Raw genomic sequence first — 15,711 nt, 5'->3', positions numbered from 1 at the left:
TCGCCGAAGGGCTACAATCTTCGCCATGAGCCGCGGACGACGCAACCTCAAAATGATGCGAAACTGGTCATCAACCAGGATTGTTGCATGATCCTACGTCGGTCATGTGAAGGCGGATGTGAATGACGTCACAGTCGGAGACGGTATCCGGATCAGCTTTGCCGTGATGCCGGCGCGTGTGTCGTCAGTCTCGACGTTGGCGAACAAGCGCGAGGGCACATGACGACGAGCGTCGAAAACCGAGCCCTATCGCGGGGCGGGCCTAGCCCGCGTCACGGCGTTGATGAAGCCCTCGCGGGCGTCGGAATGCCCCTGCCCGCGCGGCTCCAACACGTGACGCAGCAGGAACAGGCCGGTCAGCCGGAAACCGTCGAGAAGATCCTGCTGCGACCAGCCATGGCCCCGCTCGCTCTCGCGCAGGAAGGGCGGCAACGGCAGCAGCCGGTCGGCCCATGGCGCGCCGGCCGTGCGCGACACCGCGCCGCCCGACTTCGGGGATACGTAGATCAGGTCCGAGGTCTCGCCGGTCGCAGCGCAGGAGTAGAGATCGAGCCCGAAGCCGAGTTCGGCGAGGATCGCCAGCTCGAAGCGTACGATGTGGACGGCGGCGCCGCCCGCATCCTCGAAATCATCGAGCGCATGTTCGAGCCGCAGATACATCTCCTCGTGCGGATCGCGCTCCGGCAACAGCCGGGCCAGCGAGGCAAGATGCGTCACGCCGTAGGCGCCGTGTTGCGCGGAGATCAGCCCCGCCGCCCGCAAGGTCAGCGCGTCGATGGCGTACATGCCGAGATGCTCGTCGAGCCGCGCGCGCCAGATCGCGCGCACCGTGTTGCCCGGTTGCAGCACCGGGCGCATGCGCTTGCCGCTGGCCCCGCGCACGAGACCGAGATGCCGGCCATGCTCGCGGGTCAGCAACTCGACGACGGCCGAGGATTCGCCGTGCCGCCGCACGCCCAGCACGATGCCATCGTCGGTCCATTCCATCGGTGTGGGATCTCCACCACTCGCAGACGCCAAGCCGTGAGCGCCAGTCGACGATCAAGCCCCAACGTTGCTCGCCCGTGCTGCCGCCACAAACACCGTCATTGCGAGCGCAGCGAAGCAATCCAGAGTTTCACGCGCAGCCCTGGATTGCTTCGCTGCGCTCGCAATGACGGAATGATCGTTATGCGCCAAACGCAGGGTGGGCACGCTGCGCTTTGCCGACTCTGCATTCTGCATTCCATCCATCACGCGTTGAACCAGCCGCGCGCATCGCCCGTGAACGAGTAGTACAATCCCATCGTCGTCAGCGCGCAGGAGATGACCTCGATGCCGGCATCGAGCGTCATGCCCTTCTGACCAATCACCTGCACCAGGGAGATGTCGGACAGCACCAGCGCCGCCAGCAGCACCCAGCGCGGCCAGTTCTTGCGGCGCTGCGCCGCCAGATAGACGAAATAGAACAGCAGCAGGATGACCACCCCGTTGAGCACGGTCTGCGCGGTGATCATGTCCTCGGTCATGTCGAAGGTCGGCGTCCGATCCGAGACGGCAACAGACAACGCATCCAGCATCAGCGAGATGTAGAGCAGCACTTCGAACCACAACACGTTGCGCGGCACGCTCATTGTCATTCCCTGGGGAACTCGAGCCCCATTTCCCGGTAGCGGTCGGGATCGTCGCCCCAGTTCTCGCGGACCTTCACGAACAGGAACAGGTGCACCGGCACACCGGTGATCTCTGAGATTTCCTTGCGCGACTGCGCGCCGATCGACTTGATCGTCGCGCCGCCCTTGCCGAGCACGATCTTGCGCTGGCTGTCCCGCTCCACGAAGATCGTCTGCTCGATCCGGATCGAACCGTCCTTGCGCTCGGTCCAGCTGTCGGTCTCGACGGTGGACTGATACGGCAGCTCCTGATGCAGATGCGAATAGATCTTCTCGCGGGTGATCTCGGCCGCGAGGTGCCGCATCGGCGCGTCCGACATCTGGTCCTCGGGATAGTGGAACGGACCGGGAGGCACCATCTCCGCCAAGGCCCGCCTGAGATCGTCGACTCCGTCGCCCGAGATCGCCGAGATCATGAAGGTGCGCGCGAAGGACAGCTTCTCGTTGGCAGCCGCGACCAGCGCCAGCAGCTTCTCGCGCGGCACCAGGTCGACCTTGTTGACCACCAGGATCTTCTCGTGCGCGACCGCGGCCGCCTTGTCGATGATGGACTGCGCCTCGTCGTCGATGCCCTTCTTGGCATCGAGCAGCACGCAGACGACATCGGCGTCGTGCGCGCCGCTCCAGGCCGTCGTGACCATGGCGCGGTCCAGCCTGCGCTTCGGCGCGAAGATGCCGGGGGTATCAACCAGAATGATCTGGGACGCCCCCTCGATGACGATGCCGCGGATCAGCGCTCGCGTCGTCTGCACCTTGCGCGAGACGATCGTGACCTTGGAGCCGACCAGCGCGTTGACGAGCGTCGATTTGCCGACGTTGGGCGCGCCGATCAGCGCAACGAAACCGCAGCGGGTCTGGACAGACGGCACTGATTGCTGTTCAGCCGTCATTGCTGCCGCCGCTGACGCCTTCGCGCTCGATCATGACCGATGCCGCCACCTTTTCTGCCGCCCGCTTGGAGCCACCGACGCCTTCAGCGGGCTCCAGGCCCGGCAGGTCGACGGCGACGCGGAACTGCGGATCGTGATGCGGGCCGGTGCGCTCGACCTCCCGGTACACCGGGGTCGGCAGGCCCTTGCCCTGGGCCCATTCCTGCAGCACCGTCTTCGGATCGCGCAGCGGGCGCCGCGGCTTGTGCATGCGCTCGGTCCAGTTGCGCTCGACGAATCCCGCGGCGGCCGCGTAGCCACCGTCGAGGAAGATCGCGCCGATCACCGCCTCGCAGACGTCGCCCAGCACCGACTTGCGCAACCGCGCCCCGGCGCCGGCGCCGACCGCGCCGAGCTTGATGTCGTCGAGCAGGCCGAGCGACTTGGCGACGTCGGCGCAGCTCTCCTTGCGCACGAGATCGGCCAGCCGCTTCGACAATTCGCCCTCGTCCGCGCTCGGAAACGAGCGATACAGCATGTCGGACACGATCAGGCCGAGCACGTGGTCGCCGAGGAATTCGAGCCGCTGATAGCTGTCGCCACGCTTCTTGGACGACTTCAGCGCCGAGACGTGGGTGAAGGCGGTGCTGAGCAGTGACGGATCGGCGAAGTGATGACCGATGCGCGCCTCGATCGCGGCATTGGCGGCCTTGTCCGCGGCCTTGGCGCCCTTGGCCGCGCCGGTTCCCGCGCTCTTGGTGCGGCGACTGCCCTTCGCCTTGCTGCGCGGCTTGCCGTCGGGATCGGTCTCGGCAACGAGCAGGGCCGTGTCCGCCGCGTCCGGGCTCGCGATCGCCGATTCGGACTCGACGGTCTTCGTATCCGCCTTGAAGCTCGGCTTCGGATCGGTCTTGGAATCGGTCTTCGACTCGGTCTTGGGCTCGCTCTTCTGCTCAGGCTTGATCTCAGACTTCGGCCGCGACGCGGCCTTGGGCGTCGCCTCCATCGCACCCGTGCCGGGTTGCGGGCTCGATGCGGCAGCCTGCGTCGTCTGGATTTCGGGTGAGTCGTCGATCATCGGACGAATTTGAAGATTCGATTCCAGCGCACCGATACCGGCCAGCGCCAGAACGCCCAGGCATGCTCGCCTTCGGCAATGGAAAAGAAGATCAGCTGCGCGCGGCCGACGATGTTCTCGAACGGCACGTAGCCGACCTGGCTGAGGAAGCGGCTGTCTGTCGAGTTGTCGCGGTTGTCGCCCATCATGAAGAAGTTGCCGGCCGGCACGGTATACACCGCGGTGTTGTCGACATAACCGTTGTCGACGCAGTCGAGCGTCTCGTAGCTGACGCCGTTCGGCAGGGTCTCCTTCCAGCGCTTGACGCGCGCGGTCGAGTCGGGCTGCCCGCAGGGATCCTCGCCGATGAAATCGGAGAGCCGCTCGCGCTGCACCGGCTTGTCGTTGACGTAGAGCAACCCTTCGCGCACCTGGATGCGGTCGCCAGGCAGACCGATCACGCGCTTGATGTAGTCGGTGGTGTCGTCCTTGGGCAGACGAAACACGACGATGTCGCCGCGGCTCGGCTCCGAGCCGAACATGCGGCCCGAGAACAGCGGCGGCGACAGCGGAATCGAGTAGTGGCTATAGCCGTACGAATATTTCGATACGAACAGATAGTCGCCGACCAGCAGGGTCGCCTTCATCGATCCGGAGGGGATGTTGAACGGCTGGAACAGGAAGGTGCGGATCACCAGCGCAATCAGTAGCGCATGAACGACGACGCGAACGGTTTCACCGAGGCCGCTCTCAGTCTTGGTTCCGGAGGTCACGCTCATCGCTCTTTCAATGTCCCTTGGCGAATGGTCCGACGATTCGCCAGCCGTTGCCGAACACCCCTCCGCCCGCGAACACCATACCGTTCCGCGGCTTAAGGGAGTCTGTCCTGATTCTGGTGGTTAAGGCCAACTCCGGTTTGACCCAGAATCCGCCCGTGATGCAGCCGGTTCAATCCGGCGGGTTTTAGACGACTGCGCGGGGCCGCGCAATCAATCGCCGTATCAAAACTATATAACTCGCTGGAATCGATCGCATTTTTGTTTTTCCTGCGGGGCGGCCGCCCATCAGGATGTCTCGCGGCGCACCGCCGAAATTATGACGAAGGCTTGCGCCAGCGGCCAGTCGTCGGTGATCGACAGGTCGATGCGGGCCTCGTGGCCCTCAGGCGTCAGCGCCCTGAGCCGTTCGGCCGCGCCACCCGTAAGCTGCATGGTCGGCCTGCCCCCGGGCAGGTTCACCACCCCCATGTCACGCCACCACACCCCGTGACGGATTCCGGTGCCGAGCGCCTTGGCGCAGGCCTCCTTGGCGGCGAATCGCTTGGCGTAGGTGGCGATCACCATCTTCTCGTTCTTGGCCCGCCGCTCGGCCTTGGCGCGCTCGGCCGCGGTGAAGATGCGGTTCAGGAAGCGCTCGCCATGGCGCCCGATGACCTCGCCGACCCGGCGGATGTCGATCAGGTCGGAGCCGATGCCGATGATCATGCTGATGTCCCCAGCCGCGCGCGGCCGCGATCCATCGCCGCGCGCATGGTCCGCACCGACTGGGGCAAACCCACGAACAGCGCCTCGCCCATCATGAAGTAGCCGATGTTGAGCTCGACGATCTCCGGCAGGGTCGCGATCCGCTCGGCGGTGGCATAGTCGAGCCCGTGTCCGGCATGGACCTCGAGCCCGGCCGCATAGGCCAGCCGGGCGCCGGTCACGATCCGCTCCCACTCGGCAGCCGCCTTGTCATCATGGCCGTCGGTAATGGCATCGCACCAGCCGCCGGTGTGGATCTCGATCACGGGCGCGCGCAACCGGGCCGCCATCTCGATCTGCGCCGGGTCGGCGGCGATGAACAGCGAGACCCGGATGCCGGCATCGCTCAGCCGGGCGATCGCCGGTGCCAGCGCCTTGTGCTGGCCGACCACGTCGAGGCCGCCCTCCGTGGTCAGCTCCTCGCGCCGCTCCGGCACCAGACAGCAGGCGTGCGGCCGCGTCGCGAGCGCGATCCGCACCATCTCCTCGGTGGCCGCCATCTCGAAATTCAGCGGCTTGGAGATCTCGGCCTTCAGCCGCGCCATGTCGTCGTCGCGGATGTGCCGGCGGTCCTCGCGCAGATGCGCCGTGATGCCGTCGGCCCCGGCCTCGATCGCGAGCAGCGCGGCGCGCACCGGATCGGGGCTACGGCCGCCGCGGGCATTTCGCAAGGTGGCGATGTGATCGACGTTGACGCCGAGGCGCAGCTTCGGAGGATGTGACTTAGACGGATCGGACATGGGCCGGCTCGCAGGACTTTCGAGTAGACTACGGCTTGTTTAGCGCATCCCGGAGCAGAACGCCGCTGCCATCCCCGCAGATTAGCCATTCACCCGGTCGACCCGCGCCACGATGGTCTTGGCGCGCAACTGGTTGATGATCGCCGAGAGATGCTTGAGGTCATAGACCTCGAGATCGATCGTGAGTTCGGTGAAATCAGGCGAGCGGCGGCTCATGCTGATGTTGTCGATGTTGCCGTCGTGCTCGGCGATCACGGTCGCGACCTGGGCGAGGCTGCCGGGCTCGTTGACGTTCTCGACGCGAATGCGCGCCGGGAAGCGCTGCGGGGAGGTCTCGTCGACATCCCAGCGCACGTCGAGCCAGCGCTCCGGCTCCTCCTCGAAATCCTTCAGCGCCGGCGACTGGATCGGATAGATCGTGATCCCCTCGCCCGGCGTCACGATGCCGACGATGCGGTCGCCCGGCACGGCGCCGCCGTTCGGCGCGAACTTCACCGGCAGACCGGAATTGAGCCCGCTGATCGGGATCGCAAACGGGCCGCGGTGGGGCTCGGCCGCAGGCGCGGTAGCCTTGGCTGCCGGCGCGGCGACCGTCTTCTTGGCGCCGTAGCGCACGACGCGCTCTTCCTTGTAGTCCGGATACATCGCACGCGCGACGTCGGAGGCCTTGATCTCGCCGCGTCCGACCGCCGCCATCACGTCGTCGATCGAGGCGCGGGCCAGGCGCGGCAACGCCCCTTTCAGCTTGTCGTCGGCATATTCGAGCTTGGTGCGCTCGAACAGGCGCTCGACGATGCGGCGGCCGAGCCCGGCATATTGATCGCGCACGGCGGTGCGGGTGGCGCGCCGGATCGCCGCGCGGGCCTTGCCGGTGACGGCGAGCGTCTCCCAGGCCGAGGGCGGCGCCGACTGCGCGTCCGAGGTCAGGACCTCGACCTCGTCGCCGTTCTGCAGTTCCGACGACAGCGCGGCGAACTTGCCGTTGATCTTGCAGCCGACCGCGCTGTTGCCGACATCGGTATGCACGGCATAGGCGAAGTCGATCACGTTTGCGTGGCGCGGCAGCGCGATCAGCTTTCCCTTCGGCGTGAAGCAGAACACCTGATCGTGAAACAGCTCCAGCTTGGTGTGCTCGAGGAACTCCTCCGGATTTGCGCTCTCCGAGAGGATGCCGATGGTGTGGCGCAGCCACGCGAATGCGTTCGATTCGCGTTTGAGCCGTTCGGTCGGCGAGCCGATGTCGTCCTTGTAGAAGGCATGGGCGGCGATGCCGAGCTCGGCGATCTGATCCATGTCCTCGGTGCGGATCTGCAGCTCGACGCGCTGCTTGCCCGGGCCGATCACGGTTGTGTGTATCGAGCGATAGTCGTTCTGCTTCGGCGTCGAGATGTAGTCCTTGAAACGGCCCGGCACGACCGGCCAGGTCGTATGCACGATACCGAGCGCACGATAGCAGGATTCGAGATCCGGCATGATCACGCGAAAGCCGAAGATGTCGGACAGCTGCTCGAACCCGATCGATTTGCGCTCCATCTTGGTCCAGATCGAGAACGGCCGTTTGCGGCGGCCGAACACCCGGGCCGTCAGGCCATGGTCGCGAAACTTGCGCGCCAGCTGGCTCTCGATTTCGCCGATCAGATTGCGGTTGCGCTCCGCCAGCGCATCGAGCCGCTGCATCACCACGCTGTAGGCCTGCGGGTCGAGCGTCCGGAACGAGAGATCCTCGAGTTCCTCGCGCATCTCCTGCATGCCCATCCGGCCCGCCAGCGGCGCATAGATGTCGAGCGTTTCCTCGGCGATGCGCCGGCGCGACGTCTCGGGCACGAACTCCAGCGTGCGCATGTTGTGCAAGCGATCCGCGAGCTTGACCAGCAGGACACGCACGTCGTCGGCGATGGCGAGCAGCAGCTTGCGCAGGTTCTCGGCCTGCTTGGCCTCGCGCGAGACCAATTCGAGCCGCTTCAGCTTGGTCAGTCCCTCGACCAGAGCGCCGATCTCGGGCCCGAAGAAGCGGTCGATCTCGGCGCGGGTCGCCTCGGTGTCCTCGATCGTGTCGTGCAGCAGCGCCGCGACGATGGTCGCGTCATCCAGCTTCAGGTCGGTCAAAATGGCTGCGACCTCGAGCGGATGCGTGAAATACGGGTCGCCGGACGCGCGGGTCTGCGACCCATGCGCCTTCATGGCGTACACATAGGCGCGGTTGAGGAGATCCTCGTTCGTATCCGGATTGTAGGAGCGGACCCGTTCCACCAGATCGTACTGCCGCATCATGCGGGAGCGCGGCTTCTGCGGCCGCGGCCGCTCAGCCGGCGGCGGAGGCGCCAACGCGGCCGATTCGGCCGCCGCCTGCATCTGCTGAGGAATGTGGCCCGAAACCACCATGGAAAATGACTAAACCTTTATCTTCGTGACCAAATCTGCCGGACGGCAGGCGCTGGCCGCAGCCCTATGGTAATCACGGAATCACGTTCAAATGCAAAGGCCCGGACGCGGTCCGGGCCTTCACAATCTCACAAGTGAACTGGAGCGCGCTGACGGCGACGAGGCCGTCACTCGTCCTCTTCGGGCTGCTCTTCCGGCGGAGCGAGGCCCTCGAGGCCCTTCAGCAGTTCTTCCTCGGTCATGCGCTCGACGGCGACCTCGGTGTCGTCGGCATCGACGCTGGCACCGGCCGAGCCGATCAGCGGCACCGTGTCCGGCTCCGGCTCGTCGACCTCGACGAACTTCTGCAGCGAATGAACCAGTTCTTCCTTCAGATCCTCGGGAGAAATGGTCGAATCCGCAATTTCGCGGAGTGCGACGACGGGATTCTTGTCATTATCTCTATCGATTGTAAGTTGTGATCCCGACGAGATCATGCGCGCGCGATGCGCGGCCAGAAGGACCAGGTCGAACCGGTTGTCGACTTTATCGATACAATCTTCCACAGTGACGCGCGCCATTGTCGCTCCGGTCCTTTGTGTGCTTAATATGCTGATTATGCTGGGCTAGTTATAGAGGCTGGCCGGTTTTCGCAAGGCTAAACTGGCGTCAGGTTTCTGTAAGGGGCAAGGTGTACCGAATTCGGCAACCTTGACTGGCGCTCCGTCCAGACCCGCGGAATTCGGGCGTTGGACAAGAAAACGCTTCATTACGTCGTCACAAGTGCGCCTTTGTTGCCCCGATCACTCCCGTTTGCGGTAACCTCACACCAGATGGACCGCCGACGCCTTGGCAGTATCTTGAGCCGACGCCTTGGCAGTATCTTGAAATGGAATGCGCGACCGACTGGAGTCGCGCCAAAAATAGAATCTAACTGAACGCGAGACACTGAATGTCATCTTCGACCAACAAGATTGCGCTCTTCATTGACGGCGCCAACCTATACGCCACGGCCAAGACGCTCGGCTTCGACATCGACTACAAGCGCCTGCTCAAGGAATTTCAGAGCCGCGGCACGCTGCTCCGCGCGTTCTATTACACCGCGATCATCGAAGATCAGGAGTACTCGTCGATTCGGCCCTTGATCGACTGGCTCGACTACAACGGCTATACGGTCGTCACCAAGGCGACCAAGGAATTCATCGACGCGAGCGGCCGCCGCAAGGTCAAGGGCAACATGGACATCGAGCTCGCCGTGGATGCGATGGAACTCGCCGAGCATATCGACCAGATGGTGCTGTTCTCGGGCGACGGCGACTTCCGCTCGCTGGTCGAAGCGATGCAGCGTCGCGGCGTTCGCGTCACCGTGATCTCGACCATCTCCAGCCAGCCGCCGATGATCGCCGACGAGTTGCGCCGCCAGGCCGACGTCTTCACCGACCTCATGGAGTTGCAGTCCAAGCTCGGCCGCGACCCGTCGGAGCGCCCCGCCCCGCGCGAGCCGCGCCACCATTCCCCGCAATTCCTCCAGCGCAGCACGACCGCACCGGCCGCACGCACCACCACGACCACCCCCACCACCGATGACGATTTCGACGACTAGGCGGCGGACGGACGCCACATCTGCGCCATCCACCCCGTCCTCGACCAATCCCGATCGAGACTGTCCGCTGTGCCCTCGCCTCGTGGAGTTCCGCGAGGCACAGCGCGCGCGTGAGCCGTCGTGGTTCAACGCGCCGGTGCCGTCGTTCGGTGATCCCGATGCGCGGCTCCTGATCGTCGGGCTCGCGCCGGGGCTGCAAGGCGCCAATCGGACCGGGCGTCCCTTCACGGGCGACTACGCCGGCGAGCTGCTCTATGGGACGCTGCTGCATTACGGATTTGCGAAAGGCCGGTTCGAAGCTCGCCCCGACGACGGGCTGACGCTGGTGGACTGTCGAATCAGCAACGCGGTGCGCTGCGTGCCGCCACAGAACAAGCCGCTGCCGGCCGAGATCAACCAGTGCCGGAGCTTCCTCGGCGCCACCATCGCCACGATGCCGCGGCTGCGCAGCATCGTCGCGCTCGGCCGCATCTCCCACGACACGCTGCTGAAGCTGCTGGGCTTGCGCGCGGTCGCGGCGCCCTTCGGCCATGGCGCCGTGCACCAGGCCGGCAGGATCAGGCTGTACGACAGCTATCACTGCTCACGCTACAACACGAACACCGGCGTGCTCACGACCGAGATGTTCCACGCCGTGTTCGCGCGCGTAAAGGCGGAGCTGGATTAGTTCGGCGCACCCCACCCTCACGCGGCAGATGCGCGGTTGTCCTTCAGCCACGCCAGCACGTCGCCCGCGTTCCTGTCCGGCGGAAACACCGGGTAGAACACATGGGTGATGCGCGCGGCGTCCACGATCATGGCAAGCCGCTTGATCATGGTCAGCCCGGCGATCTCCATGGTCGGCAACCGCAGCGCATTGGTGAGCTCGAGCTTCTCGTCCGACAGCACCGGAAACGGCAGGTGCAGGCGCGAGGCCATCTCGGTCTGATAGGCATTGCTCTGCGTCGACAGACCGAACACATGCACGGCGCCCGCTGATTTCAACTCGCCGAACAGGTCGCGGAAGCTGCAGGTCTGCGGCGTGCAGCCGCGCGCGCCCGGGATCATGTCCCAGTCCTCGACCAGTGACACCTTGCCGGGTTCGCCGGTCCGTGGATAGGCGAACACCACGGTCCGTCCCGGCAGATCCGACAGCGTGACCAGCGTGTCGTCGGTGGCACGCAGTCCGATCGCGGGAATGGTCATCCCGACCAGATGATCGGCTGCGCCGTCGTCGATCGGAGCCGGAATCCGGCTCCAGTCGACGTCCAAGAGGTTCTTCTGATTCATCGGATGCTTTCCCAAGGCTCAGGCGTGCCGCCGAGGAGCGCACGGCAAAGGTCTCGTTAGCCGCGCGCCCGCAGCAGCCGGCCCTTCTCGCGGCCCCAATCGCGCTTCTTCTCGCTCTCGCGCTTGTCGTGCAGCTTCTTGCCCTTGGCCACGGCGAGCAGCAGCTTGGCGCGGCCGCGCTCGTTGAAATAGAGCTTCAGCGGGATCAGCGTCATGCCTTCGCGCTCGACCGCACCCATCAGCTTGTTGATCTGCTTGCGATGCAGCAGCAGCTTGCGCGGCCGCTTCGGCTCGTGATTGAAGCGGTTGGCCTGCAGATATTCGGGAATGTTGGCGTTGATCAGCCAGATCTCGCCGTTACGCGAATCCGCATAGGATTCCGCGATCGTCGACTTGCCGCCGCGGACCGACTTCACCTCGGTGCCGGTCAGCGCGATGCCGGCCTCGATGGTGTCCTCGATCGCGTAGTTGAACCGCGCCTTGCGATTCTCGGCGGCGACCGTGATCTTGGGTTCGTTCTTTTCAGCCATCAGGACTTTTTCAGGAGATCACGGATCTCGGTCAACAGCTCGACCTCGGCCGAGGGCTTCGCCGGCGCCGCGGGAGCTGCCGCTTCGTTCCGCTTCAACCTGTTTATCACACGGATGATCATGAACAGCACGAAAGCGATGATGAAGAAGTTCAGGGTCAAGGTCAGGAACTGTCCATAGGCCAGCACGGCACCCTGCTTCTTCGCGTCCGCAAGGTTGCCCGCATTGACCGTCTTGGACAGCGGGATGAAGTAGTTCGAGAAATCGAGACCGCCGGTGATGGCGCCGATGATCGGCATGATCACATCGGCAACGAGCGAAGTGACGATGGCGCCGAAGGCCGCGCCGATGATGACGCCGACGGCGAGGTCGACGACGTTGCCCTTCATCGCGAATTCACGGAATTCCTTCAACATGCTCGCGTCCCCCTCAGACTTGCGAGAAATCCTCGCGACCTTCGCCGATCCCGAGCTCCCTCGGAACCTAGTTGATCAATCCGGCATGAACCATCGCCTCGCGCACCGCGACCCGGGTCGGCTCCGACACCGGCACCATCGGCAGCCGCAGCTTCTCCTCGATCTTGCCGAGCAGCGACAGCGCGTATTTCACCGGCGCCGGGTTGGACTCGATGAACAGATTGGTATGCAGCGGCATCAGCTTATCGTGGATCTTCAGCGCCGTTGCGACATCGCCCTTCTGCCAGGCCTGGTGGAATTCCGAGCACAGCCGCGGCGCGACGTTCGACGTGACGGAGATGCAGCCATGGCCGCCATGCGCCATGTAGCCGATGATCGTCGCATCCTCGCCCGAGAGCTGGTTGAACTCCTCGCCCATCGCGGCGCGCTGCTGCGACACCCGCACCATGCTCGCGGTGGCATCCTTCACGCCGGCGATGTTCTTCAGCTCGAACAGGCGCTTCATGGTGTCGACGGACATGTCGATCACCGAGCGCGGAGGAATATTGTAGATGATGATCGGAATGCCGATCGCATCGTTGATCGCCTTGAAGTGCTGATACAGGCCTTCCTGCGTCGGCTTGTTGTAATAGGGCGTCACCACCAGCACTGCGTCCGCCCCCGCCTTCTCGGCGTGCTGGGCGAGCTCGACCGCCTCCTTGGTCGAATTGGAGCCGGCGCCGGCGACGACGGGCACGCGTCCCCGGGCCTCGGCGATGCACCACTCGACCACCTGCTTATGCTCGTCATGGCTGAGCGTCGGGCTCTCGCCGGTCGTGCCGACCGGCACGAGGCCGTTGGTGCCCTCGTCGATCTGCCAGTTCACCAGGCTGCGAAAAGCGGCCTCGTCCACGGACCCGTTCTTGAAAGGAGTGACCAAGGCGGTGAAAGAACCCCGGAAATTCGTCTTGGCTGCCATGAAACTCCCTCCCAAACGCCGCTTGGCCCCTGTACGAGCCACTTCATACCGGGTCTGCCGACGAGGCGGAAGGCCCGCCCGCGGTTGGGCTGCCTTCTCAACAGGCACACGGATCGCTCGAATCGCATTGCCGAGGCCCGCGATCACCCTTCGCTGAAGCCCCACGGCCCGCACGCCGCCCTTCGGTCGTGATTTCGCCGCGGTGTTGGCGCAGGTTGCAATCCTTCCCGGTATATTTAGGATTTGTTCACCTTTTCGATAGACCCATGTTGGTCAGGGGATCGAAGTCATCCGCCGCAAAAGGAACGCCGTGCCCTTTTCTGCCCGCGCCACTGCATTGCGATCGACCGCCCTGTCGGTGTCACTCTCGGTGTCCTTGGCCGCCGGCCTGACACTCGGATGGGCTCTCGCCGGGCATAGCGCTCTCGCCAAGGACCAGGCTGCTGGGTCCAAGGTTTCGGGATCCAAGGCTGCCGCGGCCAAGGTTCCGGTGCCGAAGGCGCGTCCGATCGCGCGCAGCGCGGTTCCGAAGACGAACACCCACGAGGCCGCCGGGACCAAGAGCGAGGTCGACGCGCGGGCCGAAGCGAAGGCCGAGGTCAAGAGCAGCCCCAAAGGCGCCGGCGAGACGGCGCGCGCGGCGCCGAAGGACATCACCCCCGGCGCGGCGGCTGCGAGCCTGCCGGCCCGCCAGCATGCCGCCCTGCCCGCCTCCCGCAAGCCCGTGGTGCCGGCTGCGATCGCCGCGACGTCCTCGACCTCGCAATCCGACAAGGAGGCGCTCGAAAACGTGATCGAGCTCGTCCGCAAGCGCAAGCCCAGCGATGCCACCGAGGTCGTGCAGGCGATCTCGGATCCCGTGGCGCGCAAGCTCGCGGAGTGGGTGATCCTGCGCAGCGACAACAACAATGCCAGCGTGGAGCGCTACCGCGCGTTCATCGCCGCCAACCCGTCCTGGCCGTCGCAGACCTTCCTGCGGCGCCGGCTCGAGGCCGCGTTGTGGGACGACAAGCGCGACGATGCCGTGGTGTGGTCCTGGTTCGAGAACGAATCGCCGCTGTCGGCCAAGGGAAAGTTCGCGCTGGCCCGGGTGATGCTCAATCGCGGCGACCGCGCCAATGCCGAGCGCCTGGTGCGCGATGCCTGGCGCAACGACGCGATGTCCGAGGAGACCGAGAACAACATCCTGGACCAGTACGGTGCCCTGTTGTCCGGCGGCGATCACAAGGCGCGGATGGACACGCTGCTGTATGGCAGCGAGCACGAGGCCGCCATGCGCGCTGCCCGGCGGCTTGGCTCGGGCCACGTGGCGCTGGCAAAAGCGCGAATCGCGACCTACCGCAAAGCCTCCAATAGCCAGAGCCTGCTCGAAGCCGTGCCGCGCGAACTCCACGGCGATGCAGGCTATATCTTCAGCCGCATCCAACTGCTGCGGCGCGACGAAAAATTCGCCGAGGCGGCGCAGCTGATGCTGAACGCGCCCAAGGATCCCGGCCGCCTGCACAATCTGGACGAATGGTGGATCGAACGCCGACTGCTGGCGCGAAAGATGATCGACACCGGCGAATATCGCAGCGCCTATCTGATCGCGCGGGATGCGGCGCTGCCGAACCGCGACATCTACAAGACCGAGCAGGAATTCACTGCCGGCTGGATCGCACTGCGTTTCCTCAACGATCCGGCCACCGCGGCCCAGCACTTTGCGCGCATCGGCGTCGGCAGCGTCAATCCGACCACCCTGGCGCGGGCCGGCTATTGGCAGGGCCGCGCGGCAGAAGCGATGGGGCGCATGCAGGAGGCGCGCGCGGCCTATACGTCGGCCGCCGAGCAGTCCACGAGCTATTACGGACAGCTGGCGCGCGCGAAGCTCGGCCTGCCGCAGCTCGGCCTCAATGCGGCGCCGAGCGGCCGCGGACGCGGCGTCGAGCGGCTCGAGGTGGTGCGCGCGGTGCAGCTGCTCTACGAACTCGACGAGGGCGAGGTCGCGATCCCGATCTTCGCCGACATGGGCGACAATGGCGACCCCGACGTGCTGGTCGGACTCGCGGAAATCGCCGCGCGAAACAGCGATGCGCGAGCGATGCTGCTGGTCGGCAAGGCCGCACTCAATCGCGGGCTGCCGTTCGACCATTACGCCTATCCGATCACGGGCATTCCTGCGTTCCGCTCGCTGGGACCGGAGGTCGAGCCGAGCGTGGTCTTCTCGATCGCGCGCCAGGAGAGCGCCTTCAACCAGGCCGTGGTCTCGCCGGCACAGGCCTATGGGCTGATGCAGGTCACGCCGGATGCGGGTCGCTACGTCTGCAAGCGCGCGGGCGTCAGCTTCGATCTGAACCGGATGAAGACCGACCCGGTCTACAACGCGCAGCTCGGCGCCGCCGAGCTCGGCGGCCTGCTCGAGGACTATCGCGGCTCGTACATCATGACCTTCGCGGCCTACAATGCCGGCCGCGGCAGCGTCAGAAAATGGGTCGAGCGCTATGGCGATCCGCGCGATCCCAAGGTCGATGCCGTCGACTGGGTCGAACTGATCCCCTTCTCGGAGACCCGCAACTACGTGCAGCGGGTGATGGAGAACCTGCAGGTCTATCGCGCCCGCTTCGGCGGCGGCTCGCGGCTGCAGATCGAGGCCGATCTGCGCCGCGGCGCTGTGGTGGAGTAGCGAGTAGCGAGTAGCGAGTAGCGAGTAGCGAGTAGCGAGTAGCGAGTAGCGAGTAGCGAGTAGCGAGTAGC

The 15,711-nt window shown here is 65.2% G+C and carries 16 protein-coding genes; 3 read left to right on the top strand and 13 right to left on the bottom strand.

Annotated features, from left to right (window positions below; genetic code table 11):
• Positions 1-246 precede the first annotated feature (246 nt).
• From recO to rpoZ, 9 genes are all read right to left on the bottom strand, one after another.
• Positions 247-987: a DNA repair protein RecO gene (recO, locus tag QX039_RS32010; RefSeq protein WP_315740251.1), complete on the bottom strand. Its 741-nt coding sequence runs from the start codon at positions 985-987 to the stop codon at positions 247-249.
• A 245-nt stretch (positions 988-1,232) separates the two neighbouring features.
• Complete coding sequence (locus QX039_RS32005; protein ID WP_315740252.1) at positions 1,233-1,613, bottom strand: hypothetical protein; 381 nt, start codon at positions 1,611-1,613, stop codon at positions 1,233-1,235.
• A 2-nt stretch (positions 1,614-1,615) separates the two neighbouring features.
• Positions 1,616-2,542: a GTPase Era gene (gene era, locus QX039_RS32000; protein WP_315740253.1), complete on the bottom strand. Its 927-nt coding sequence runs from the start codon at positions 2,540-2,542 to the stop codon at positions 1,616-1,618.
• Positions 2,532-3,599 carry a ribonuclease III gene (rnc, locus tag QX039_RS31995; protein WP_315740254.1) on the bottom strand — a complete coding sequence of 356 codons (1,068 nt, stop codon included), beginning with the start codon at positions 3,597-3,599 and terminating at the stop codon, positions 2,532-2,534. The genes era and rnc overlap by 11 nt, the downstream gene beginning before the upstream one ends.
• Positions 3,596-4,357, bottom strand: a complete 762-nt coding sequence (lepB, locus tag QX039_RS31990) for a signal peptidase I (protein ID WP_315740255.1) — start codon at positions 4,355-4,357, stop codon at positions 3,596-3,598. Before lepB ends, rnc begins: the two co-directional genes overlap by 4 nt.
• A 285-nt stretch (positions 4,358-4,642) precedes the next feature.
• The gene (gene acpS / locus QX039_RS31985; protein WP_315740256.1) at positions 4,643-5,062 is read right to left on the bottom strand and encodes a holo-ACP synthase; all 420 of its coding nucleotides are present in this window, start codon (positions 5,060-5,062) and stop codon (positions 4,643-4,645) included.
• Entirely contained in the window at positions 5,059-5,841 is a 783-nt protein-coding gene (locus tag QX039_RS31980) for a pyridoxine 5'-phosphate synthase (RefSeq protein ID WP_315740257.1), read from the bottom strand. The genes acpS and QX039_RS31980 overlap by 4 nt, the downstream gene beginning before the upstream one ends.
• An 81-nt stretch (positions 5,842-5,922) precedes the next feature.
• Positions 5,923-8,223, bottom strand: coding sequence for a bifunctional (p)ppGpp synthetase/guanosine-3',5'-bis(diphosphate) 3'-pyrophosphohydrolase (locus tag QX039_RS31975; protein WP_315740258.1), 2,301 nt, complete (start codon positions 8,221-8,223; stop codon positions 5,923-5,925).
• A 167-nt stretch (positions 8,224-8,390) separates the two neighbouring features.
• Positions 8,391-8,783, bottom strand: coding sequence for a DNA-directed RNA polymerase subunit omega (gene rpoZ, locus QX039_RS31970; RefSeq protein WP_006612728.1), 393 nt, complete (start codon positions 8,781-8,783; stop codon positions 8,391-8,393).
• A gap of 371 nt (positions 8,784-9,154) precedes the next feature.
• Here rpoZ and QX039_RS31965 point away from each other — a divergent pair, with 371 nt between their 5' ends.
• Both QX039_RS31965 and QX039_RS31960 read left to right on the top strand, forming a co-directional pair.
• Positions 9,155-9,805, top strand: coding sequence for an NYN domain-containing protein (locus QX039_RS31965; protein ID WP_315740259.1), 651 nt, complete (start codon positions 9,155-9,157; stop codon positions 9,803-9,805).
• The gene (locus QX039_RS31960; RefSeq protein ID WP_315740260.1) at positions 9,786-10,472 is read left to right on the top strand and encodes a uracil-DNA glycosylase; all 687 of its coding nucleotides are present in this window, start codon (positions 9,786-9,788) and stop codon (positions 10,470-10,472) included. Before QX039_RS31965 ends, QX039_RS31960 begins: the two co-directional genes overlap by 20 nt.
• A 17-nt stretch (positions 10,473-10,489) precedes the next feature.
• Here QX039_RS31960 and QX039_RS31955 read toward each other — a convergent pair whose 3' ends face one another.
• The 4 genes from QX039_RS31955 to dapA all read right to left on the bottom strand — a co-directional run bounded on the left by QX039_RS31955 (position 10,490) and on the right by dapA (position 12,978).
• Positions 10,490-11,074, bottom strand: a complete 585-nt coding sequence (locus QX039_RS31955) for a peroxiredoxin (RefSeq protein WP_315740261.1) — start codon at positions 11,072-11,074, stop codon at positions 10,490-10,492.
• Positions 11,075-11,130: 56 nt separating this feature from the next.
• Positions 11,131-11,604 carry an SsrA-binding protein SmpB gene (gene smpB, locus QX039_RS31950; RefSeq protein ID WP_315711387.1) on the bottom strand — a complete coding sequence of 158 codons (474 nt, stop codon included), beginning with the start codon at positions 11,602-11,604 and terminating at the stop codon, positions 11,131-11,133.
• Positions 11,604-12,020 (bottom strand): large conductance mechanosensitive channel protein MscL, encoded by a 417-nt coding sequence (gene mscL / locus QX039_RS31945; RefSeq protein ID WP_315740262.1) that lies wholly within the window; start codon positions 12,018-12,020, stop codon positions 11,604-11,606. Before mscL ends, smpB begins: the two co-directional genes overlap by 1 nt.
• 67 nt (positions 12,021-12,087) lie before the next feature.
• Positions 12,088-12,978, bottom strand: a complete 891-nt coding sequence (gene dapA / locus QX039_RS31940; RefSeq protein ID WP_315740263.1) for a 4-hydroxy-tetrahydrodipicolinate synthase — start codon at positions 12,976-12,978, stop codon at positions 12,088-12,090.
• 310 nt (positions 12,979-13,288) lie between these two features.
• Between dapA and QX039_RS31935 the strand changes: the two genes are divergently transcribed.
• On the top strand, positions 13,289-15,640 hold the full coding sequence (locus QX039_RS31935) for a lytic transglycosylase domain-containing protein (protein ID WP_315740264.1): 2,352 nt from the start codon (positions 13,289-13,291) through the stop codon (positions 15,638-15,640).
• Positions 15,641-15,711: the final 71 nt, after the last annotated feature.

The organism is Bradyrhizobium sp. SZCCHNR1043, assembly GCF_032489675.1.
In the GTDB taxonomy this organism is placed as follows: Bacteria; Pseudomonadota; Alphaproteobacteria; order Rhizobiales; family Xanthobacteraceae; genus Bradyrhizobium.
Note: the sequence above shows the minus strand (reverse complement) of the source record. Positions and strands in the feature narration are given on the sequence as shown.

What these genes read in the sequence shown, in the direction of transcription:
- recO (WP_315740251.1), bottom strand. Translation starts at nt 987, where the DNA reads ATGGAATGGACCGACGATGGCATCGTGCTGGGCGTGCGGCGGCACGGC.
- QX039_RS32005 (WP_315740252.1), bottom strand. Translation starts at nt 1,613, where the DNA reads ATGAGCGTGCCGCGCAACGTGTTGTGGTTCGAAGTGCTGCTCTACATC.
- era (WP_315740253.1), bottom strand. Translation starts at nt 2,542, where the DNA reads ATGACGGCTGAACAGCAATCAGTGCCGTCTGTCCAGACCCGCTGCGGT.
- rnc (WP_315740254.1), bottom strand. Translation starts at nt 3,599, where the DNA reads ATGATCGACGACTCACCCGAAATCCAGACGACGCAGGCTGCCGCATCG.
- lepB (WP_315740255.1), bottom strand. Translation starts at nt 4,357, where the DNA reads ATGAGCGTGACCTCCGGAACCAAGACTGAGAGCGGCCTCGGTGAAACC.
- acpS (WP_315740256.1), bottom strand. Translation starts at nt 5,062, where the DNA reads ATGATCATCGGCATCGGCTCCGACCTGATCGACATCCGCCGGGTCGGC.
- QX039_RS31980 (WP_315740257.1), bottom strand. Translation starts at nt 5,841, where the DNA reads ATGTCCGATCCGTCTAAGTCACATCCTCCGAAGCTGCGCCTCGGCGTC.
- QX039_RS31975 (WP_315740258.1), bottom strand. Translation starts at nt 8,223, where the DNA reads ATGGTGGTTTCGGGCCACATTCCTCAGCAGATGCAGGCGGCGGCCGAA.
- rpoZ (WP_006612728.1), bottom strand. Translation starts at nt 8,783, where the DNA reads ATGGCGCGCGTCACTGTGGAAGATTGTATCGATAAAGTCGACAACCGG.
- QX039_RS31965 (WP_315740259.1), top strand. Translation starts at nt 9,155, where the DNA reads ATGTCATCTTCGACCAACAAGATTGCGCTCTTCATTGACGGCGCCAAC.
- QX039_RS31960 (WP_315740260.1), top strand. Translation starts at nt 9,786, where the DNA reads ATGACGATTTCGACGACTAGGCGGCGGACGGACGCCACATCTGCGCCA.
- QX039_RS31955 (WP_315740261.1), bottom strand. Translation starts at nt 11,074, where the DNA reads ATGAATCAGAAGAACCTCTTGGACGTCGACTGGAGCCGGATTCCGGCT.
- smpB (WP_315711387.1), bottom strand. Translation starts at nt 11,604, where the DNA reads ATGGCTGAAAAGAACGAACCCAAGATCACGGTCGCCGCCGAGAATCGC.
- mscL (WP_315740262.1), bottom strand. Translation starts at nt 12,020, where the DNA reads ATGTTGAAGGAATTCCGTGAATTCGCGATGAAGGGCAACGTCGTCGAC.
- dapA (WP_315740263.1), bottom strand. Translation starts at nt 12,978, where the DNA reads ATGGCAGCCAAGACGAATTTCCGGGGTTCTTTCACCGCCTTGGTCACT.